The 21,149-nt window shown below is 63.3% G+C and carries 20 protein-coding genes; 4 read left to right on the plus strand and 16 right to left on the minus strand.

Going from position 1 to position 21,149, the window contains the following annotated elements:
• Nucleotide 1: 1 nt before the first annotated feature.
• The 5 genes from KO516_RS16285 to KO516_RS16305 form a co-directional block, all read right to left on the minus strand.
• On the minus strand, nt 2–2,224 hold the full coding sequence (locus KO516_RS16285; protein ID WP_216004836.1) for a PAS-domain containing protein: 2,223 nt from the start codon (nt 2,222–2,224) through the stop codon (nt 2–4).
• Nucleotides 2,225–2,226: 2 nt separating this feature from the next.
• Nucleotides 2,227–3,387 (minus strand): FIST N-terminal domain-containing protein, encoded by a 1,161-nt coding sequence (locus KO516_RS16290; protein ID WP_216004837.1) that lies wholly within the window; start codon nt 3,385–3,387, stop codon nt 2,227–2,229.
• Nucleotides 3,388–3,419: 32 nt separating this feature from the next.
• Nucleotides 3,420–4,124: a response regulator transcription factor gene (locus KO516_RS16295; protein ID WP_216004838.1), complete on the minus strand. Its 705-nt coding sequence runs from the start codon at nt 4,122–4,124 to the stop codon at nt 3,420–3,422.
• Nucleotides 4,125–4,208: 84 nt separating this feature from the next.
• Complete coding sequence (locus tag KO516_RS16300) at nt 4,209–4,325, minus strand: entericidin EcnA/B family protein (protein WP_216004839.1); 117 nt, start codon at nt 4,323–4,325, stop codon at nt 4,209–4,211.
• 40 nt (nt 4,326–4,365) lie between these two features.
• On the minus strand, nt 4,366–6,186 hold the full coding sequence (locus tag KO516_RS16305; RefSeq protein WP_216004840.1) for an extracellular solute-binding protein: 1,821 nt from the start codon (nt 6,184–6,186) through the stop codon (nt 4,366–4,368).
• A 376-nt stretch (nt 6,187–6,562) separates the two neighbouring features.
• Between KO516_RS16305 and KO516_RS16310 the strand changes: the two genes are divergently transcribed.
• Both KO516_RS16310 and KO516_RS16315 read left to right on the plus strand, forming a co-directional pair.
• Nucleotides 6,563–7,336 (plus strand): 3-hydroxybutyrate dehydrogenase, encoded by a 774-nt coding sequence (locus tag KO516_RS16310; RefSeq protein ID WP_216004841.1) that lies wholly within the window; start codon nt 6,563–6,565, stop codon nt 7,334–7,336.
• Between the two features lie 172 nt (nt 7,337–7,508).
• A complete protein-coding gene (locus tag KO516_RS16315; RefSeq protein ID WP_216004842.1) occupies nt 7,509–8,543 on the plus strand; it encodes a patatin-like phospholipase family protein in 1,035 nt (344 codons plus the stop codon).
• Nucleotides 8,544–8,546: 3 nt separating this feature from the next.
• Here KO516_RS16315 and KO516_RS16320 read toward each other — a convergent pair whose 3' ends face one another.
• The 4 genes from KO516_RS16320 to KO516_RS16335 form a co-directional block, all read right to left on the minus strand.
• Nucleotides 8,547–9,575 carry a PHB depolymerase family esterase gene (locus KO516_RS16320; RefSeq protein WP_216004843.1) on the minus strand — a complete coding sequence of 343 codons (1,029 nt, stop codon included), beginning with the start codon at nt 9,573–9,575 and terminating at the stop codon, nt 8,547–8,549.
• Nucleotides 9,576–9,659: 84 nt separating this feature from the next.
• Nucleotides 9,660–10,367: a DUF502 domain-containing protein gene (locus tag KO516_RS16325; protein WP_216004844.1), complete on the minus strand. Its 708-nt coding sequence runs from the start codon at nt 10,365–10,367 to the stop codon at nt 9,660–9,662.
• A 68-nt stretch (nt 10,368–10,435) separates the two neighbouring features.
• A complete protein-coding gene (locus KO516_RS16330) occupies nt 10,436–11,353 on the minus strand; it encodes a pseudouridine-5'-phosphate glycosidase (protein WP_216004845.1) in 918 nt (305 codons plus the stop codon).
• Nucleotides 11,350–12,243, minus strand: coding sequence for a PfkB family carbohydrate kinase (locus KO516_RS16335; protein WP_216004846.1), 894 nt, complete (start codon nt 12,241–12,243; stop codon nt 11,350–11,352). The genes KO516_RS16330 and KO516_RS16335 overlap by 4 nt, the downstream gene beginning before the upstream one ends.
• A gap of 191 nt (nt 12,244–12,434) precedes the next feature.
• Here KO516_RS16335 and aroQ point away from each other — a divergent pair, with 191 nt between their 5' ends.
• Nucleotides 12,435–12,878, plus strand: a complete 444-nt coding sequence (aroQ, locus tag KO516_RS16340; protein WP_216004847.1) for a type II 3-dehydroquinate dehydratase — start codon at nt 12,435–12,437, stop codon at nt 12,876–12,878.
• Nucleotides 12,875–13,639, plus strand: coding sequence for a LuxR family transcriptional regulator (locus KO516_RS16345; protein ID WP_216004848.1), 765 nt, complete (start codon nt 12,875–12,877; stop codon nt 13,637–13,639). The genes aroQ and KO516_RS16345 overlap by 4 nt, the downstream gene beginning before the upstream one ends.
• 464 nt (nt 13,640–14,103) lie before the next feature.
• Here KO516_RS16345 and tsf read toward each other — a convergent pair whose 3' ends face one another.
• From tsf to pstC, 7 genes are all read right to left on the minus strand, one after another.
• Nucleotides 14,104–14,985 carry a translation elongation factor Ts gene (tsf, locus tag KO516_RS16350; protein WP_216004849.1) on the minus strand — a complete coding sequence of 294 codons (882 nt, stop codon included), beginning with the start codon at nt 14,983–14,985 and terminating at the stop codon, nt 14,104–14,106.
• A 130-nt stretch (nt 14,986–15,115) separates the two neighbouring features.
• A complete protein-coding gene (gene rpsB / locus KO516_RS16355; RefSeq protein ID WP_216004850.1) occupies nt 15,116–15,880 on the minus strand; it encodes a 30S ribosomal protein S2 in 765 nt (254 codons plus the stop codon).
• A 161-nt stretch (nt 15,881–16,041) separates the two neighbouring features.
• Nucleotides 16,042–16,731 (minus strand): phosphate regulon transcriptional regulator PhoB, encoded by a 690-nt coding sequence (gene phoB, locus KO516_RS16360; protein WP_216004851.1) that lies wholly within the window; start codon nt 16,729–16,731, stop codon nt 16,042–16,044.
• Nucleotides 16,732–16,735: 4 nt separating this feature from the next.
• The gene (phoU, locus tag KO516_RS16365) at nt 16,736–17,470 is read right to left on the minus strand and encodes a phosphate signaling complex protein PhoU (protein ID WP_216004852.1); all 735 of its coding nucleotides are present in this window, start codon (nt 17,468–17,470) and stop codon (nt 16,736–16,738) included.
• Nucleotides 17,471–17,475: 5 nt separating this feature from the next.
• Complete coding sequence (pstB, locus tag KO516_RS16370; protein WP_216004853.1) at nt 17,476–18,273, minus strand: phosphate ABC transporter ATP-binding protein PstB; 798 nt, start codon at nt 18,271–18,273, stop codon at nt 17,476–17,478.
• A gap of 35 nt (nt 18,274–18,308) precedes the next feature.
• Entirely contained in the window at nt 18,309–19,658 is a 1,350-nt protein-coding gene (gene pstA / locus KO516_RS16375) for a phosphate ABC transporter permease PstA (RefSeq protein WP_216004854.1), read from the minus strand.
• Nucleotides 19,655–21,112: a phosphate ABC transporter permease subunit PstC gene (gene pstC / locus KO516_RS16380; RefSeq protein WP_216004855.1), complete on the minus strand. Its 1,458-nt coding sequence runs from the start codon at nt 21,110–21,112 to the stop codon at nt 19,655–19,657. The genes pstA and pstC overlap by 4 nt, the downstream gene beginning before the upstream one ends.
• Nucleotides 21,113–21,149: the final 37 nt, after the last annotated feature.

A 21,149-nucleotide genomic window follows, 5' to 3' on the forward strand; every position in this document is an offset into this window, starting at 1 on the left:
GTCAGCCCGGCGCGCCGCCATGCAGGATCGCATCGAAGAACCGCCCAAGCCGGTGCCGGTCTACCGGCTTGTTCAGCAAGTCGATGTTCAGCGCCGCGCAGGCCTCGCGCAGGGTCGATGAGCGATCCGCAGACACGATGGCGCAGGGCAGGCGGCCAAAGCGCGTGGTGATCTCGCCGAACAGCTGCGTGCCCGACATACCCGAGCCAAGCTGGTAATCCAGCAGCAAGGCGTCGGGAGTGATCTCTAGATCCAGAAGCAGCTCGATCGCCCCGTCGGCGTGTTCCGCCTCGATCACGTTCACCCCCCAGCTTTCCATCAGCACCGACATGGCGCGGCGCAGCTGCGGGTCGTTCTCGACCAGCAGCACGATCAGCCCGGCCTGCGCCAGCCCTTGCGGGCGCGCCGGGCCCTGAGTCGCCGGCCGCGTCGGCAGCGCGCCGCCCAGCACCGGCAGACTGACCATGAAACACGAGCCGCGCCCCGGTTCGGACCACAGGCCCAGCGGATGGCCCAGCCGTGCGCAGGCGCGCTCGACAATGGCCAGCCCGAGGCCCAAGCCGTCATTGGTCGAAGCGCGGGTATCAAGCCGCTTGAACTCTTCAAAGATTGCCGACTGGTCGTCTTCGGCGATGCCGGGGCCGGTGTCCCAGACCTCGATGCGGGCGGTTCCGCCGCGGCGACGCACCCCAACCAGAACCCGCCCCGAGTCGGTGTAGCGGATCGCGTTGGCCATCAGGTTCTGCACCACCCGGCGCAGGTAGGATGGGTCGGTCTCGACCACGAGATTGCTGTCGATGATCCGCAGTTTAAGCCCCTTGCGAGCGGCCAGAACCTCCATCTCGTCACGCAGTCGCACGAAGATCTCGCGCAGCGCCACGGGCCGGATGTCAAAGGTCAGCCGGTCGGATTCCAGCTTCGAAATGTCGAGCAAGGCGTCGATCAGCTGCTCGGCCGAGGTCAGCGCCGATTCCGTCTTGTCCAGCACCATGCGGTCGGCAGGATCGGTGCAGCGATCCGCCAGCGACGAGACGAACAGCTTGGCCGCCGACAGCGGTTGAAGCAGATCGTGGCTTGCCGCCGCCACGAAGCGCGTTTTGGACGCATTCGCCCGTTCGGCGGCAGACAGCGCATCCTCAAGCTCAAGCGTGCGCTCCATGACGCGGGCCTCGAGCATCTCGTTGACCTGCGTCAGCCGCCGCGCCGCCTCGCGTTCGGCGGTCACATCCATGCAGGAAAACAGGAAGCCGCCGTCGGGCATACCCCGGCCAAAGACCTGTAACACCACGCCACCGTCGCGCGTCAGCTCGAAACTGATGGTGCCGCGCAGGCCTTGCCGCGACGCCCATTGCCGAAAGCGTTCGCGGCTGCGCCCCTCGCCAAAGGCAAAGGTCTGATCGACCAGCTCCAGCAGGCCGGAAAACGACGCGCCAAGGTGCAGACGGCGCACCGGAAGGTTCAGCAACGTCCCGATCTTTTCGTTCCACGCCACCAGCCGGGCGTTTTCGTCAAAGATGCACACCCCGTGATCGAGATGATCCAGCGTGGCGCGGATCATCCGGGTCTGCTTGTCCTTGAGCTTCAGCCGTTCCTGCCGTTCGAGCCGGATGATGTCGGTGACATCGGTCTGCAGGATCACCGTGCCGCCATTGGCGGTGCGATGTTCGGACACCTGCAACCAGCGATCCGGCCCGTGCCGGACGTTGAACATCACCCGCCGGTCGGTGTGCTTGCGGATGCGATCCTCGGCCCATGACTCGGGGGAAATGCCTTCGGGCAGGGCAAGATGGCGCGAGCGGCTCACCAGTTCGACATAGCTGTTGAACGGAAGACCGGGGCGCAGATCCTTGACCTTGTCGCGAAAATCCCGGCAGAATCGCGAATTGGACATGACCAAAAGATCGTCGCCATCGAACAGCGCAAAGCCTTCGGACACGGTTTCGATGGCATCGGCCAGATTGCGGCGTGCGGCCTCGGTTTCATCGCGGGCGCGGCCAAGCTGGGCGTTGGACTCGTGCAGCAGGTTGAGCGTGCGTTCCAGTTCCAGCGTGCGCTCGCGCACCCGGTCTTCGAGCAGGGCGGCGCGTTCGAACTGGGCATAGGCTTCGCCCGACTGGGCGGTGCCATGTTCGACGTTGCGCATCAGAACATCGGCGATGCGCAACAGTTTCTCGTTCTGCCTCGAAAGAGAATCTTGCGGATTTATCAATGAGCTGGTGACCATAATTAATCCTGATCCGGCGGGTAGAACGCAACCCCCGTCAGGGTCTGGTTCACATGCAGGGCGCCATGCTGTTCGCCATAGGTGTTGAACCCGGTGACCCGATGGCGCGACAGGATCTGCGACAGCGCACGGGTCTGCTGGAACTGCTCTGCCTCAAGCCGGCGCAGCAGGCAATCGCAGCCGAGGATCTGCGTCGGCGCGCCATCGCGCCCAAGGTTTTGCAGCGCATTTTCAAGATGATGCGCCATGTCCTGCGTTTCGGCGAGGGTCAGCACCATGCCTTCGTTGATTGCCGAGAAGAACAGCAGGCTGCCGTCCTCTCCGACCTTGCGGATCGAGCGCACATGATGGCTGTGCCCAAGGCGCACCACCAGAGGATGCGCGGCAAAAGTACCGGTATCAAGCTGCGCCAGATCCTTGCCCAGCAGCCGGGCGTATTCCGTCGCGGCGGGCTCGGCGTTGATTTCAAGCACGGTGCGATGATCGGGCGCGGCGCGGGTGACCACCATGCGGATGTCGGTCGGCTCAAAATGATCGACACTGAACACCTGCACCGGGCAGCGGCTGCGCACCAGCGCCAGCAGCGCCGCGTTTTGCCGCACCTGACCGTTGTAGGACAGCCAGGTCGTATCGAAATTGGTGCCATCGCCGGTCGAGCCGCCAAACAGCGGCATCGGCCCCATCGCCGGGGCCAGAACCGAGGCGATGTTCTCTTCCTGAAGCGACAGCCCGTCGACCAGCAAGAAAGCGAATTCATGCGTCATGTCAGAGGCTTCCATGCTGAGCCTCAGCCGCCTTTGCATCAGGCGGTCAATCACCTCGCGGTCATTGATCGCATCCAGACCGTCGATCACCAGCGCATCGACGCTGAACAGCGTTGAGGGAAAGCCGATGGCGATGATCTGGCCTTCTTCATAGCCGGTGGCGCCGATCTCGCCCGCAGTGGTGCAGGCGAACACGTCGGCCCGCCCGAACGCGCCCTTCGCCGCGCCGTTCAATGCATGAAAATCCGCGCGCGGAGACACGAACAGGCAGACCAGCTCGAACGGGCCGGGCCCGAGCTTACGCGTCAGCTTGCCGATTGGATCGGCATCGTTCCAATGTACTTGGGCGACGCGCAGCGCCTGATCATCCTCCGCGGAGCGCGTTGCGCTTCCGTCCAACACCGATCCTCCCTACCGACGTGAGGTCAAGGTTACGGCGTATGGCTCTGGCTTGGCAAGACCCGCCCGAAAGAGGCCTCTTGCGCGATCAGCACCGCCTGCGTGCGGCTGTGCACCCCAAGCTTGCGCATGATCGCGGTGACATGCGCTTTGACGGTGGTTTCGGCGATCGTCAGATCATAGGCGATCTGTTTGTTCAGCTTGCCCTCGCAGATCAGCGACAGGATGCGGGCCTGCTGGTTGGTCAGCGTGCCAAGCCGGGTCAGCGCATCGTCGGGCGGGCTGTCGCTGTTCGGCTCATGCGGGTCGATGTAGCCATCGGGCACAAAGGGCACGCCGTCGGCCACCGCCTCGAAGGCGCGGCGAAACACCGAGCGCTGCGAATGCTTGGGCACGAAGCCATCGGCCCCGGCCTTGAGCGCATGGCTGATCATGCGGTTGTCGGCCATCGACGAGGCGATCAGGATCGCGGCGCGCGGCGCGGCAGTGCGCAGGCGCACCAGCCCATCCAGCCCGTTGACGTCGGGCAGGTTGAGATCGAGGATCACCAGATCGGGCAAGGCGTCGTTGGTGACGATGCTCAGGGCCTTTTCCAGCGTACCCGCGGTGCGGATCTCTTCGAAATCGGCGATGGATTGCAGCGTAAGGGTCAGCGCATCGCAGAACAGCGGATGATCGTCGACCACCAAAGCCCGGATCTGCCTGCCGTCGTTCTTCAGCTTCAGTCGCTCGTTCATTGGCCCTGCTCTTTGTCTTCGTGTCCTGCCAGCCTATCCCGGCGGGCGCGCCGCCGGAACTGCCAAAAGGTCGGAGGCGCGACGCTAGAACCAGCTTTGCACGGTGCGCGACGCCGAAGAGATATCCTGCCCGACACCGTCGACGGTGCCGCATCCCGCTAGCGTTGCCGCGAGGGCGGCGAGGAGGATGGCCTGTTTCATGTTGTCTGTCCTTCTGCTCGGTTTTCTTGGTCTTGTCGGTTCAGTCTTCTTGCCACCACCATGCGTTCGGCATCCAGTCGATCCAGTCGCCATAGACGGGGGTCTGCGCCGGATGATGCAGCTGGCGGGCATGAGCGATGCGCGAGACGTTCCACTGGTAGATCGGAATCACGTAGCGCCCGGCGGTCAGCACCCGGTCGAGCCCGCGCGCGGCGGCGATAAAATCCTCTTCGCTGGTGGCGTTCAGCAGCACGTCGATCATCGCATCCGCCGCCGGGCTTTTCATGCCCATCAGGTTGCGCGAGCCGATCTGGTCCGCCGCGCCAGAGCCCCAGTACAGCCGCTGCTCGTTGCCCGGAGACAGCGACAGCCCGCGCCGAAAGAAGGTCATGTCGAAATCGAAACTGTTGATGCGCTCGTTGTATTGCGCGCTGTCGATGACGGTGATCGTGGGGGTGATGCCCATCCGCTGCAGCCCTTGGGCAAAGATATCGACGATCGACTGCTCTTCGCCAGAGCCCTGCGCCAGCACGATTTCAAAGCGCAGCGGCTGGCCGTTCGGGGCAAGCATGACGCCGTCCTGAATGCTGTAACCCGCATCCTGCATCCGCTGCATGGCCTGGCGCAGCCCGGCGCGGTTGCGGGCGGTGCCGTCGCTGACGGGCAGGGCGTAGCCGTCGAGCGCGCCGGGGGGCAGCGTGTCGGCAAAAGGCGCGAGCAGCTCGCGCACCCGGCCCGTTGCGGGACCGTCCTGCATACCCAGCTCGGAATTCGAGAAATACGAGGTGATGCGCGGCTGTTTCGAGCCGGTCATCGTCTCGTTGATATATTCGAAATTGAAGGCGTGCATCATGGCGTCGCGCACCCGCCAGTCGGCGAAGACGTCGCGCCGTGTGTTCATCACGAACCCGGTCATGCCAGTGGGCCGCCCGTGCGAAATTTCCGATTTCACCACGTCGCCGCGCTGCACCGCCGGGAAATCATACTGGCTGTCCCATTTCTCGGCGTTGGATTCGCGCATCACGGTCAGCTCGCCAGCCTTGAAGGCTTCGAACAGCACGGTGCCGTCGCCAAAGAATTCCATGCGAATCTCGTCCAGATTTGCCTGACCTTTCATGAACGGCAGATCCTTGCCCCAGTAATCCGGGTTGCGTTTGAGCGTCAGGAAACGGCCCGCCTCGAAGTCGTCGATGACATAGGGCGCGGTGGTGATCGGGATCACATCCAGCCCGCTCGAGGCGAAATCCTTGCCCTCCCATTGCGCTTTCTGCAGGATCGGGCGCATCCCGATGATCAGCGCCAGTTCGCGATCGTCCGTCGCAAAGGTAAAGCGGATGCTGCGCGGCCCGGTCTGTTCCATGCTCTCGACCTGCGCCCACGAGCCGCGATAGCGCGGATGGCCGATGGTGCCCAGCGTCTCGTAGCTCCACATCACGTCTTCGACGGTGACGGGGCTGCCATCGGAAAACCTCGCCTCGGGGCGCAGGGTGAATTCGACCCAGTCGCGATTCGGCCCGGTCTCGATGGTTTCAGCCAGCAGGCCATAGAGCGTGAACGGCTCGTCCCAGCTGCGCCCCATCAGCGATTCATAGGCCAGAAAGCGCAGCTGCCACGGGGTTGATCCCTTGAGGATATGTGGGTTAAGGCTGTCGAAACTGCCGGTCTCGCCGGTGACCAACCGACCGCCCTTGGGCGCATCGGGGCGGGCATAGGGCAGGTGGTCATAATCTGCATCCAGCGCCGGTTCGCCATACATGGCGATGCCATGCATCGGCTCGGCCCGCGCGAATCCCCCAAATCCGAGACTCGCGCAGATCAGCGCCACAGCCACCGCTCGCGGGTGGAAACAATCTGCTAACATTGTTGAATAGCCTCGTGTCTGCCCTTGTTTTCTTGGCTCTGGACCGTAGCGCCGGTTTTACGCCTTTTCAAACTTTTACCTTGGACTCTTTCCTCAAACCGCGTATAAAGAGGGCACTGCTCGATAGGTTTCTTGCCTGTATGAAACCTGCCTCAATGACTTAACGCCGGCTTCGCGCCGGCGTTTTTTTTGCTTTCACCCCGTCGCGCAAGGGCTTTGGAACGCTTGGGAACGGGGCTTCGTAACGCCTCGGCGCAGATCGTTCCAGTCGAGAAAGCGTGATCGCAGCGGGCAGAAGCCCCGCACGGCACATCTCCCCTTATCTTGCAGATGCAGCATGCTATGTTGCGCCACAGGTATGAAGGAGATTTCCACCATGTCACTCAAGGGCAAGACCGCCGTCGTCACCGGATCGAATTCGGGCATCGGGCTTGGCGTCGCGCGCGAGCTGGCGCGCGCTGGCGCGTCGATCATCCTGAATTCATTCACAGATTCACCTGAAAATCACAAGCTGGCCGAGGATATGGCCAAGGAATATGGCGTCTCCGTGCGCTACATTCAGGCCGACATGTCCAAGGGCGAGCAGTGCCGCGCGCTGATCGAACAGGCCGGGGCCTGCGACATTCTGGTGAACAACGCGGGCATTCAGTATGTCGCGCCGATTGATGAATTCCCGGTGGAAAAATGGGATGCGATCATCGCGATCAACATGAGTTCGGCCTATCATTGCACGGCGGCGGCGTTGCCGATGATGCGGCAGGCGGGCTGGGGCCGGGTGGTCAACATCGCCTCGGCGCATGGGCTGACGGCCTCGCCCTACAAGTCGGCCTATGTTGCGGCCAAGCATGGCGTGGTCGGTATGACCAAGGTCGTGGCACTGGAAACTGCAAAGGAACCAATTACTTGCAATGCGATCTGCCCGGGGTACGTCAAGACCCCGCTGGTCGAGGCGCAGATCCCCGACACAGCCCGGAAATATGACATGACCGAAGAGGAGGTGATCGAAAAGGTCCTTCTCGAACGTCAGCCGTCCAAGGAATTTGCCACGGTCGAGCAGATTGGCGGCACGGCGGTTTTCCTGTGCTCGGACGCGGCCGAGCAGATCACCGGCACTACCATTTCCGTTGACGGCGGCTGGACGGCGCTATGAGCGTCGCGCCCGAGGCGGGAACGGATCGGCTGGTCATCCGGGGCGGGGCGCGCCTGTCGCGCAGGCTCCGGGAGATGGCCGACTCCGCGCTTCGGGCGCTGCCCACGCCGGGCACGGCAGGGGTCAGGACCGTTTCGGCCAGCGTACAGGCGCAAAGGAATGAGGTATCGGCATGACCACGCGGATCTGTCTTGCGCTTCAGGGTGGCGGAGCGCACGGCGCTTTCACTTGGGGGGTTCTCGATCGTTTGCTCGAAGAAGAGTGGATCGAGATTTCCGCCATCTCCGGCACCTCTGCCGGGGCGCTGAATGGGGCGGCTCTCAAGGCCGGTCTGGCGCGCGGTGGGCGCAGTGAGGCGCGCGCGCTTCTCGACTGGCTCTGGCGCGAGATTTCGGGCGTGCGCGATATGTCGATTCCCGAATGGATGTCCGCATGGCTGCCCGATCCCGGCCTGATGAGCAGCGCCCTGCACAATTCGCTGAGCTTTGCCGCTGGCGAGGCGATCACCCGCACCATGTCGCCCTATATCTGGGGGCCGCTGTATCGCAATCCGCTTGAAACCATCATCGAGCATCTCGATTTTGCCAGCGTCTGCTGCCCCGAAGGTCCTGAGCTCTTTGTTGGTGCAACGGCGGTGCGCGATGGCAAGATCCGCATCTTTACCGGCGATACACTCAGCCCCGGCGCGATCATGGCGTCGGCCTGCCTGCCGACGATCTTTCAGGCGGTCGAGCTTGAAGATCCGCAAACCGGCAAGCCCGGGGCGTTCTGGGATGGCGGCTATTCCGGCAATCCGGCGCTGTTCCCGATGTTTCGACCCGATCTTCCCGAAGACCTTGTCATCATCAGCCTCAACCCGATGATCCGCGAGGCGCTGCCCGTCACGGCGCCGGAAATCCAGAACCGGATCAACGAGATCAGCTTCAATTCCGCGCTGTTACGGGAATTGCGCGCCATCGAATTCGTGCAGCGGCTGATTGAAGACGGGTCGGTGAAACCCGGCGTGATGAAAAAGCTGCGGGTGCATATGATCTCTGATGACGCGTTGATGAACCAGCTGTCGGTGGCGACCAAGCTGGTGGCGTTTCCCTCGGTCATTTCGCAGCTCAGGAATGCTGGGCGCGACGCTGCCGAGGCGTTTCTGTCGCAGCATGGCGGCGACCTTGGCCAACGCCAAAGCGCCGACCTGCGGTCGATGTTCAACTAAGCGTCAGGGCAGGAGCCCCCAGAAATCGACGATCCTGCGCACCGCGCAGATCGTGCCGTTCGACATGTAGTCCGCCTCGGCGATGCCGCAGGCTGGCGTTGCCTGCGCATTGACCGGCACGGCATGGGGCAGGTCGGGCAGCTCCCACGTCTCGAGCCGCGGCTCACCCGAGTGCAACCGCCAGACCTTGCGGGTGGCGCCGGAGACGGTCTCGTCGGTTTCGGGGATCTGCACCAGATCGGGTTGCAGCGCCGTCCACTGGTCGACCAGTTCGCGCAGGTTCTGCGGCTCCACCGTCTCATCCGCAGCGCCTTGCCAGATCGACAGGCGCGGCCATGTCTCGGGCACATCCTGCGCGATATCGGTGATATAGCGCGCCCAGTCAGCCGGATCGCGATCCACCGGCGCCAGCCCGGATTTTACCCCACAGGCATAGGCCGCATCGGCGCCGTCGAACAGCGACGACCAGCGCAGCCCACGCAGCACGCTCCACCAGCCATCGAATGTGCCGCGCGGGCGGTTGCAGTCGAACGGCAGCCCGGCAATGATCGCGCCGCCATCAAACCGCGAAGGGTAATTGGCAAGCATCACAGCCGTCATCGCGCCGCCAGCGGACAGGCCCATGATCTCGACGCGATCCGGGTCGATGGCCTCATGCGCCAGCGCATGGTCGATCATCTGCAGGATCGATGCGCTTTCGCCAAGGCCGGGGCGGTTGTGGTCTTCGTCATACCAGCGAAAGCATTTTCGCGGCTGGTTATCGTCGGACTGCTGCGGCAAAAGCAGAACAAAGCCAAGCTCTTCCGCCAGCGCCGCCAGCCCGGTCTCATTGTCAAAACGATCGGCGCTCATGGTGCAGCCGTGCAGCGCGACCACCAGCGGCATCTCATCCAAAGTCTCGGACGGGCGCTGTAGAAACATCTGTAACTGGCCGGGATTGCTGCCAAAATCGGTGATTTCTTCCAGCGCGACAAGCGGCGCGGGCAGGGCGCCCAGCAGGGCCCCCAGAAGGGTCTTTGCGAAAACTCTCATCCGCTCTCCAATCGCATATTAATAAACTGCGATCACTCTCCCGTGGGTTGCGTCGCGTTGCAAGACCGGACTGTCGCGCGCCGGTCAGGACACCTTGCGCACAGGCTCGACGCGCGGCTTGTCCGCGGGGCCCGCGGCGGAGCGTTCGGGCGGATAGACCAGCCCGGCAGAGATGATCAGCTTGGCGGCGTCCTCGATCCCCATGTCGAGCAGAACGACATCTTCTTCGGGGAAATACAACAGGAAGCCCGAGGTCGGGTTCGGCGTTGTCGGCACGAACACCGATACCAGCGCACCGCTGGTGCCAACGCGCGATGCGATTTCGCCGCGCGCTTCGGTCGAGACAAAGCCGACAGCCCAGATGCCCTTGCGCGGATATTGGACGAGGCAGGCTTTCTCAAAGCTGCGTTCGGATTGGGCAAAGACGGTCTCGGCGATCTGCTTGATGCCGGAATAGATCGAGCGCACCACCGGCGTGCGTTCGACCACGCTTTCGCCAAAGCGGATCAGCGAGCGCCCGATCAGCCCCTTGGCGACCCAGCCAACCACGATCGTGAACACCAGAAAAAAGATCACCCCGACGCCGCGCAGATTGATACCGATATATTCCTCGGGGTTGAACCAGCCGGGGATCAGCGGCAGCACAAAGCCGTCGACCCAGCCGAACAGCGACCAGATCAGCCAGATCGTCAGGCCGACCGGGGCGATCACCACCAGCCCGGTGAAGAAGCTGGCGCGTAACGACGCCAGCAGGCCCCGTTTGCGCGGAATGTCGTCAAAGGGCGTGTTCATGCGGGTCCCGCTAATGGCACAATGATGTCAAGGTAAGGTCTTGCACGATGCGCCGCAATGGCGCCAGCTCATTTCCCGGGTAGCGCGCTGATGGCCTTGGCGATCTGCGCCCCAAGCCGCGCGTTGTTGAGCACCAGCGCGATGTTTGCCTCCAGCGAGCGGCCCTCTGTCAGCTCAAAGATCCGTTGCAGCAGATAGGGCGTCAGCTGCTTGCCGCGAATGCCATGCGCTTCGGCGTCAGCATTGGCGCGGGCGATGACCGGGGCCAGCACATCACGGGCGATCTCGGCTTTGGGCGGGATCGGGTTGGCGACAAGCTGACCGCCGGGCAGGCCAAGCGCGGCGCGCATGGCGCTGGCGCGGGCGATCTCTTCGGGGCTGTCCATGCGCAGCGGCGCGCGCAGACCGGCCTCGCGCGACCAGAAGGCCGGCAGCTGGTCCTGACCGTAGGCGATCACCGGAACACCAAGGGTTTCAAGCACTTCCAGCGTCTTTGGCAGGTCGAGGATGGCCTTGGCGCCAGCGCAGACAACCGTCACCGGGGTTTGTGCAAGCTCTTGCAGGTCCGCCGAGACGTCAAAGCTTTTCTCGGCGCCCTGATGCACGCCGCCGATGCCGCCAGTGGCAAAGGTCTTGATGCCAGCGCGCGCCGCGCCGATCATCGTGGCGGCGACGGTGGTGGCGCCAGTGCCACCCTGAGACATGCAGACCGCAAGATCGGCGCGGCTGAGTTTGGCAACGCCGCGCGCCTGTGCCAGCGCCTCGATCTGGGCATCCTCCAGACCGACGCAAAGCTTGCCGTCCAGCACCGCGACGGTGGCGGGAACGGCACCCTCGGCGCGCACGGTTTCTTCGACCTTGCGCGCCATTTCAAGGTTCTGTGGCCAAGGCATACCATGGGTGATGATGGTGGATTCCAGCGCGACGACGGGCGCGCCGCTGGCCAGGGCCTCGGCGACAGAGGCGGACAGCGTAACAAGGCTCATGAGGGGATATCTCCGGAAACATAGGTTGCGGCGGCAGTGAGCGCGAGGCCAAGCGCCTCGGCCCGGCCAGCGCCGTGCATTTCGGCCACGATATGGGCGGCCATGAAAGTATCGCCAGCGCCGGTGACGCGGGTCACCAGCACTTCGGGCGGGCGTTCAGCGATCACGCCATCCGCTGTGGCATCGCAAGCGCATTCTGCGCCGTTGGTCACGATGGCGCGGGCCGCGCCGCGCTCGACCAGCCGCGCTGCGGCCTCTGGCGCAGAACCGAACTCGGCCTGACAGAGCAGCCCGGCTTCTTCGAGGTTCACGTATAGTACGCCGCGGGTCGTGCGCAGGAACGGCAGCAGGCGTTCGGCCTTGCCGGGACTGGCGGGCGCAATGCGCAGATCGGCGCAGGCCAGCGCCGGATCGCGCGAAATCTCATCGAGCAGCGCCGCCGTCAGGTTGCCATCCAGCGCCACGGTTCCGGCAAAGGGCGCGGCGCTGCTGCCCAGCATCCCGTCGCGCAGCGGCGCAAGGATACGCGCACCGGCGCGTTCCAGCGAATGGGCATCGGCAATGGCGGCGATCAGCCCGTTGGCGCCTTCGACCGCCATGTACCGATCGGTCGGAAGATCGTCGGAGCGATAAACCAGCGCAGTCTCGCAGCCCAGTTGCGCGCAAGCTTCGAGCAGCTCGTCGCCTTCGCGGTCACGCCCGACGGCGCTCAGCAGCGCGGGCCGCTCGCCGAACCGGGCAAAGGTCATCGCGATGTTCAGCGCAACGCCGCCGGGAAGCCGGGTGATCCGGCCCGGAACGTCGGCGCCAAACCGCATGTGGCTCGCGGAACGGCCGATCACGTCCCACAGGACGGAGCCGATACAAAGAAGGTCAGGTGTCTGTGCCATAAGCGCTTTGTGCCGCAGGGAATGGCGCACGGCAAGACATGCCGGGTGGCGATCCAGAGGGTTCTTGTTATCTTGTAATCAGTATTATGTGTTATATTCGCGTATATGGCGAACACCCTGCCACTTATGCAATCTGGACAAGCCCGCCCCAAGACCGCTATCTGCGCTGCATGACCCAAAGGAAGATGCACATGCCCGGGATCCTGATCCTCAACGGTCCGAACCTCAACCTGCTTGGCACGCGCCAGCCCGAAGTCTATGGCCGCACGACGCTGGCCGATGTCGAGGACATGTGCCGCGCCCACGCAGGCAGCATCGGCATGACGGTGGAATTCGCGCAAAGCAATCACGAAGGCGCGCTCATAGATGCGATCCACGCCACCCGTGGCCGGCTTGACGGGTTGATCCTCAATGCCGGCGCTTACACCCATAGCTCGATCGCGCTGATGGATGCGATCAGCTCTGCCGAGATCCCGACGATCGAGCTGCACCTGTCAAATGTTCACGCCCGCGAAGAGTTTCGCCATAAGAGCTATATCGCGCGCGTCGCGGTCGGCGTGATCTGCGGCTTTGGTGCCCGCGGCTACACGCTAGCGATGGATGCCATGAAAAGCCATCTGGAGAGCCGTGGATGATCTCGGCGCAAACCCGGCAGCAGCTGCTCGACATGACCAACGCCAGCTCCATCGAAGAGCTCTGGGCGATGCATGTGGCGCGCATGGCAAGCTACGGCTTCGATCGGCTGATGTACGGGTTCACGCGCTACCGCACCGTGACATCGCTTGGCGACCCCAATGATTTTGTGCTGCTGACCAACCACAGTTCTGATTATACCGATGTGTTTGTTGGCAAGGGATTGTATCGCCATGCTCCGATGGTGAACTGGGCGCTGGAACACGAAGGTGCCTGCTCTTGGTCGGTTCTGGGCGAACGCATGGCGCAGGGTCTTGTCGGCGACGCCGAACGGCGGGTGATCGACTTCAACCTGTCGCAAGACGTGCGGGCCGGCTATTCGATCAGCTTCCGCTCGGTATCGAGCCGCTCCAAGGGTGCCATCGCGCTGACTGCGGCGGCGGGCACGCAGCAGCATGAAATGGACGCGATGTGGACCGATCACGGCAGCGACATCGTGCTGATGAACAACGTGCTGCATCTCAAGATCCTCACCCTGCCCTATGTGCCGCCGAACCAGAGCCTGACCAAGCGTCAGCGCGAGGCACTGGAATGGGTAGGCGACGGCAAGACCATGCAGGACATCGCCGCGATCATGGGTCTGACGCAGGCCACCATAGAAAAGCATCTGCGGCTGGCGCGCGAAGCGCTGAATGTCGAAACCACGGCTCAGGCAGTCGCCAAGGCGGCCTTCCAGAACCAGATGTTCGTCATCGACATCTAGTCCGGACGGTTTCGACTGAACCGTTCAGTCGAGTCGTATTTTGGCGCGGATTCCGCATCAGGACCGTGACGTTGCGTCCCAAAGCTTCAATTTTCCTGATAACTGACTTCAGAATTTCAAAATTGACGGTGGATTTAAACGATTTTTTCACGATTCAGCGTCAACTCGGCTTTCAGCCACTTCCATGACCGGCCGGAACTTGCCAATCTGGTGATGTTCCGTGAGTGGTGGCTTTTGCCATGGGACTCAAGAGACCTTATCCCTCGCAATTTCGGGGGCTCTGGATCTCTTACCGGTGAAAATCGGAGGCGGTGTCAGGCGGACGCAATTTTCTGCGTTAACCGTGCTGGTGCCAACCCGGATCCGGTATCTTTGGATCATCCCCATCGCCGGGGGTACCGGAAAGGGAAACGGAGCCGCCCCGAGGGGCGGCTCCGCTGCGTTTTATTCCCAAGGCGAAAAGATCAGCCCTGTGCCGCTTTGGCGACCTCGGCGGCGAAATCCTCTTTTTCCTTCTCGATGCCTTCACCGACCTGCATGCGCACGAAACCGACGATGGTTGCGCCAGCTTCCTTGGCGGCCTGCTCGACGGTGACATCGGGGTTGATCACGAAGGCCTGGTTCAGCAGAGTGATCTCGGCGAGGAACTTCTTCATCCGGCCTTCGATCATCTTCTCGATCACGGCTTCGGGCTTGCCGGACTCGCGGGCGATATCGATCTGGATCTGGCGTTCCTTTTCGACGACCGCCGGGTCGAGTTCGTCGGCGTTGAGTGCCTGCGGGCGCGGGTCAGCCGCGGCGACATGCATCGCAACCTGCTTGCCGAACGCCTCGTTGCCACCGGTCATCGCAACCAGAACACCGATCTGGCCAAGGCCATCGGCAGCTGCGTTGTGCACGTAGGTCGCGACGACTTCGCCTTCGACCTTGGCCATCCGGCGCAGCGTCATGTTCTCGCCGATCTTGGCGATCTTGTCGGTCAGGACTTCCGACACCTTCTTGCCGCCCATGTCCGCATCGGCCAGCGCTTCGACGCTGTCGACACCGGCAGCGGCCTTGGCGATGCCCGACACCATTTCCTGGAATTCGGCGTTCTTGGCGACGAAATCGGTCTCGGCGTTGACTTCAACGGCGACACCGGTGCCACCGGAAACTTCGACAGCCACGAGGCCTTCGGCCGCGGTGCGACCCGACTTCTTGGCGGCCTTGGCGAGACCCTTGGTGCGCAGCCAGTCGACGGCGGCGTCCATGTCGCCATCGGTCTCGGTCAGCGCCTTCTTGGCGTCCATCATGCCTGCGCCGGTCATTTCGCGCAGTTCTTTCACCTGTGCAGCGGTGATTGCCATGGTCGTGGCTCCCTCTCGAATGGGTCAATGCGGCCGGCCCTGCCCCGGGCCTTGCCGCCTATGTCATGCTTGCGTGACGCTTTCGCGACAGCATCGCGCAGGACTGGCCCGCGCGATGCGTGCAAAAGGCTTACTGCTGTACTTCAGCCAGCAGTTCTTCGGTCGGTGCAGCCTCGAGCGCGCCGATGTCGACGCCTGCTGCTTCCATCTGACCGGTCATGCCGTCCAGAGCCGCGCGCGACACCAGATCGCAATACAGCGCGATGGCACGGGCCGCGTCGTCGTTGCCCGGAATGATGTAATCGATGCCGTCGGGCGAGCAGTTGGTGTCGACGATGGCGACAACCGGAATGCCCAGCTTCTTGGCTTCGAGGATCGCCAGCGCTTCTTTCTTGACGTCGATGACGAACAGCATGTCCGGCACGCCGCCCATGTCACGGATGCCGCCCAGCGAAGCTTCGAGCTTGGCCTGATCGCGTTCCATGTGCAGGCGCTCTTTCTTGGTGAGGCCTTCGGCACCGGATTCCATCTGCTCGTCGATCGTCTTGAGACGCTGGATCGACTGCGAAACGGTCTGCCAGTTGGTGAGCGTGCCGCCCAGCCAACGGTGGTTCATGTAATACTGTGCGCATTTCTCGGCGGCTTCGGCGATCGGCAGAGCTGCCTGACGCTTGGTGCCGACGAACAGCACGCGGCCGCCCTTGGCGACGGTGTCGCGAATGGCCTTGAGCGCGGCGTCCAGCATCGGGACGGTCTGCGTCAGGTCCATGATGTGGATGCCGTTGCGCGCGCCGTAGATGAACTCGCCCATACGGGGGTTCCAGCGCTGCGTCTGGTGGCCAAAGTGCACGCCTGCTTCAAGCAGCTGGCGCATGGTGAACTCAGGAAGAGCCATGTCCGTTATCCTTTCCGGTTTCATTTCCTCGGCGGGGGCTTGACCCAGATGGGGCAACCGGTGGACGCTTTGAGGATGTCTCCCCCAAAGGCCCGACCCCGCCTGCGGGGTTCGTGGGCGCGCCTATACGGGCAAAATCCCGCAGGCGCAACCCCTGTTGATCAGCCCAGGGCGTATCCGGCCCCGCGCACGGTGCGCAGCGGGTCGTCGCCGCCGTGGATGCCAAGCGCCTTGCGCAGCCGCCCGATATGCACATCGACGGTGCGAGTGTCGACATAGATGTCGCGCCCCCAGACCCGGTCGAGCAGTTGTTCGCGCGACCACACCCGACCCGGCTTTTCCATGAAAGTCGACAGCAGCCGGAATTCGGTCGGCCCAAGCTTGAGCTCCTTGCCAGAGCGCATCACCCGGTGGGTTTCAGCGTCCAGCAGGATGTCTTCGTATTCCAGCTGAAGCCCCGCCGCAGCGGGGCGCGCCCGGCGCAGCTGGGCCTTGACCCGTGCCATAAGCTCGCGCACCGAATAGGGTTTGATGACATAGTCATCGGCCCCGGTTTCAAGGCCCCTCACCCGATCGATTTCCTCGGACCGGGCTGAAAGCATGATGACCGGAACGCCGCGCGTGTCGGTGCGGGTCTTGATCTGGCGGCAGACCTCGATGCCCGACAGGTTCGGCAGCATCCAGTCAAGCACCACCACATCGGGCGCTTCCTCCTCCAGCATCACCAGTGCTTCTTCGCCATTGTCGGCAGCGGCGACGCGAAAACCCTCGGCCTCGAGATTGTAGCGCAGCACCTCGCGCTGCGCTGCCTCGTCCTCGACCACAAGCACCGTCGGTTGATCGGCGGGCATCAGCTCACTCCGTCTCGAAGTTAGAGCTGAGCGCCGGGTCCGACGACGTGCGGTCTTCTTTGATCCGCACACCGTGGGGCTTCTTGCCGGTGGTCAGGAACACCACTTCCTCGGCAATCGCCGTGACATGGTCGCCCATGCGCTCGACGTTCTTGGCGATGAAATGCAGATGCATGCACGAGGTGATGTTGCGCGGATCTTCCAGCATGAAGGTCAGGAATTCGCGGAACAGCGTGTTGTACATCTGATCGACGTCGCGGTCGCGTTCGATCACATCCAGCGCCAGCGCCTCGTCACGCTTGATATAGGCATCCAGCGCATCCCGCAGCATGTGTTCAACGTCGCGCGCCATGCGGCGCAGCGCGGTGGCCGAGCCATTGATCGGCGCGAGCTGCGCCAGAACCCCGGTGCGCTTGGCCATGTTCTTGCTCAGATCGCCAATGCGCTCAAGGTTGCTCGACATGCGCATCACCGACAGCACAACGCGCAGATCGGACGCCGCCGGCTGGCGCAGCGCGATCAGGCGCGCTGCCTCATCGTTGAGTTCCTCGTCCAGCGCGTCGATGGCCTTGTCGCCCTTGCGGACCTTTTCGGCCAGCTCCTCGTCGCGGGTTTCCAGCGATTTGGCGGCCTCGAGGATGGCTTCCTCGACCAGCCCGCCCATCTTGAGAATGCGCGCCTGAATGCCTTCGAGATCCCGGTCGAAAGCCGAGGCGATATGTTGCTTGAGATCGCTCATGAGACTTATCCGATCCGTCCGGTGATGTAGGACTCGGTGCGCGGGTCCACGGGGTTGGTGAAGATCTGGCTGGTTTCGCCGTATTCCACGAGATTGCCGAGGTGGAAGAAGGCGGTCTTTTGCGACACGCGCGCCGCCTGCTGCATCGAGTGGGTGACGATCACCACCGAGTAGTTGGTGCGCAGCTCGTCGATCAGCTCTTCGACCTGGGCGGTGGCGATGGGGTCAAGCGCCGAACACGGCTCGTCCATCAGCAGCACCTCGGGTTCGGTGGCGATGGCGCGGGCGATGCACAGGCGCTGCTGCTGGCCGCCCGACAGGCCGGTGCCCGGCGCGTGCAGGCGGTCCTTGACCTCATTCCAGATCGCGGCGCGGCGCAGCGCCTTTTCGACGATCTCGTCAAGCTCTGCCTTGCTCTTGGCCATGCCGTGGATCTTGGGGCCGTAGGCGACATTGTCGTAGATCGACTTGGGGAACGGGTTCGGCTTCTGGAACACCATGCCGACCTTGGCGCGCAGTTGCACCGGATCGACCCGCTTGTCGTAGATGTCTTCGTCATCAAGCGAGATCAGCCCTTCGACGCGGCAGATGTCGATGGTGTCGTTCATCCGGTTCAGACAGCGCAGGAAGGTCGACTTGCCGCAGCCCGACGGGCCGATGAAGGCGGTCACGGTGTTGTCGAGCAGGTTGACCGACACGTCCTTGATGGCGTGGGTGTCGCCGTAATAGACCTGCACATCCTTTGCGGCGATCTTGGTATTCAGAGCTTCCACGTTGGCATTCCTCAGAGGTGCGTCGTACATAGGTTCATCCTCTTTAACTGTTTGCGCGGTCATGATCACCACCGACGCTCGAATTTGCGGCGCAGAAGAACCGCGAGCACATTCATCACGAGCAGGAAAACCAGCAGGACGATGATGCCGCCCCATGCCCGCTCGTAATAGGCCGGATCGGCGCGCTTGGCCCATTCGTAGATCTGCGCCGGCATCGCCGAGTTCGGCGACATGAAGCCGGAAATCACGCCGTCGGGGTAGTTGGTGGCGATGTAGCCAACCATGCCGATCAGCAGCAGCGGCGCGGTTTCGCCAAGCGCCTGGGCGAGGCCGATGATGGTGCCGGTCAGGATGCCGGGCATGGCCAGCGGCAGCACGTGGTGGAACACCGACTGCATCTTGGACGCACCAACCCCCAGCGCCGCGTTGCGGATCGACGGCGGCACCGCCTTCAGCGCCGCGCGGGTCGAAATCACGATGGTCGGCAGCGTCATCAGCGTCAGCGTCAGGCCACCCACGATCGGCGCCGATTGCGGCAGGTGCACGAACTGGATGAACACCGCGAGGCCAAGGATACCAAAGACGATCGAGGGCACCGCGGCGAGGTTGGAAATGTTGACCTCGATGAAATCGGTGAACCAGTTGGTCGGCGCGAATTCCTCAAGGTAGATCGACGCGGCGACCCCGATGGGCAGCGCAAGGAACAGCACCACCAGCATCATGAACAGCGAGCCCAGCATCGACACACCAAGCCCTGCCTGTTCCGCCCGGCTTTCGGACGCATCCGCGCCCAGCACGAAATCCCAGTTGAAGCCCTTGTGCAGCGCGCCCTGCGTGCGCAGCGCATCGACCAGATCAAGGTGCCCGGCATCGATGTTCTTGTCCTGCGTGATGCCATCGCGCGACACGCGGCCCTTGAGATAGCCATCGACGCGGCTGGAGGCGAGGATGTCGAAGCTGACGGTATCGCCGATACGGTCCGGGTTTTTGAGCGTCCAGTCGCGCACCTGCGCCGCCGCCGAGGCCGAGATCAGCGCCTTCATGTCCTTGGCGCTGTCATAAGGCGTCTCGATGCCCGCATCACTCACCAGCTGGAACAGGCCGTTCTGAACCAGCGGCGCGTAGCCAAAGGTCGAGACCTTGGCAAGCTGCTCGGGATCGCGCCCACCCTGCTTGTCGAGCTTGGCCGGGTCCAGATAGACCGGCACCTCGATGAAGGTCTGCTGGAAGGCGCCAAGACCATTGGTCAGGATGGCGCTCATGAGCACCACAAGAAAGAACATCCCGGCGCAGATCGCCGACAGGCCGTAGATGCGAAAGCGCTTCTCGGTGGCGTTGCGCCGCTTGGTGCGGGCGTCCGCGACGGTCAGGCTGGTCCTGCGCTGGCCGCCGCCGGTGTGGGTCGCGTCGCTCATTCGTACTGCTCCCGGTATTTGCGCACGATATACAGTGCAAAGACATTGAGCCCGAGCGTCATGACAAACAGGGTCATGCCGAGGGCAAAGGCGACAAGCGCCTCGGGCGAGGCGAAATCCGCATCGCCGGTCAGCTGGCTGACGATCTTGGCGGTGACGGTGGTCATGGCATCGAAGGGGTTGAGCGACAGCCGCGCCGCCGCCCCTGCCCCAAGCACCACGATCATCGTCTCGCCGATGGCGCGCGACGCCGCCAGCAGGATCGCGCCAACGATGCCCGGAAGCGCCGCCGGCAGGATCACCTGCTTGATGGTCTCGGACTTGGTGGCGCCCAGCCCGTAGCTGCCGTCGCGCAGCGACTGCGGCACGGCGTTGATGATGTCATCGGACAGCGAGCTGACAAAGGGGATCAGCATGATGCCCATCACAAGGCCCGCGGTCATCACCGCGGTGCCCGCCTGCATCCAGCCAAGGCCGTCGCGGCCAAAGACGCTCAGCAGCAGCGGGCCGACGGTCAGCAGCGCGAACAGACCGTAGACGATGGTCGGGATGCCCGCGAGCACCTCGAGCATCGGCTTGGCCCATGCGCGAAATTTCGGCCCGGCGTATTCCGACAGGTAGACGGCGGCGAACAGCCCGATCGGCACCGCCACCACAAGCGCGATGATCGAGATATAGAACGTGCCCCACAGCAGCGGCCAGATGCCCAGCTGCGAGCCTCCGCCAAACGACGGCGACCATGTGAAGGAGCCGAAGAAATCCGCCGCCGGATAGATCCGGAAGAAGTGGATCGTGTTGCCGATCAGCGAAAGCATGATGCCGATGGTGGTCAGAATGGCGATGGAGGCGGCAGAGAGCAGCAGAATGCGCACGCCGCTTTCCACGGTGTTGCGGGCACGGAACGCGCGCTTGGTCTGCGCAAGGCCCCAGCCCGCTCCGGCAAGCGCAAGCCCCAGCACCACGGCGCTCATCATCAGCGTGCCGGTGTTGTTCATCTTGCGCCAGGTCTGCGCGGCGGCAAGCACCGGCGCCGTGACGTTCGATCCAAGCGCAACGCCAGCAGCGGCGATGCGCTCGCGCACGTTGGAAAATTCGGTCCGCAGGTCCGTCACCTGCTCGGGGCTCATCAGCCCCTGCGCAACGGCGGCATCAAGCCCTTCGGCGACGCGGCGCACATCGGACATCACCAGCCCCATGCTCGCACCTTCAGGCACGGCGCCCTCGCCAAGCTGGGCGGACACGGTCGAGTTCACCACAAAGGGCTGCACGATCAGCCAGACGACCAGCAACAGAAACGCCGGCACCATCGCTTTCATGGCGACGTTCCAGCCGTAATAATTTGGCAGAGAATGAGGGCGCTCGGCGCCATGAAAACCCGCGATGCGCATCCGACCGGCCATATAGCCGACCAGCGCAATCGCCAGCACGATGAGAATGAGCCACGAAACCGGCATGCTGCCCCCGGTGAGAATTCAGAAAATATCGCCCTGA

The organism is Citreicella sp. C3M06, assembly GCF_018860705.1.
Lineage (GTDB): Bacteria > Pseudomonadota > Alphaproteobacteria > Rhodobacterales > Rhodobacteraceae > Salipiger.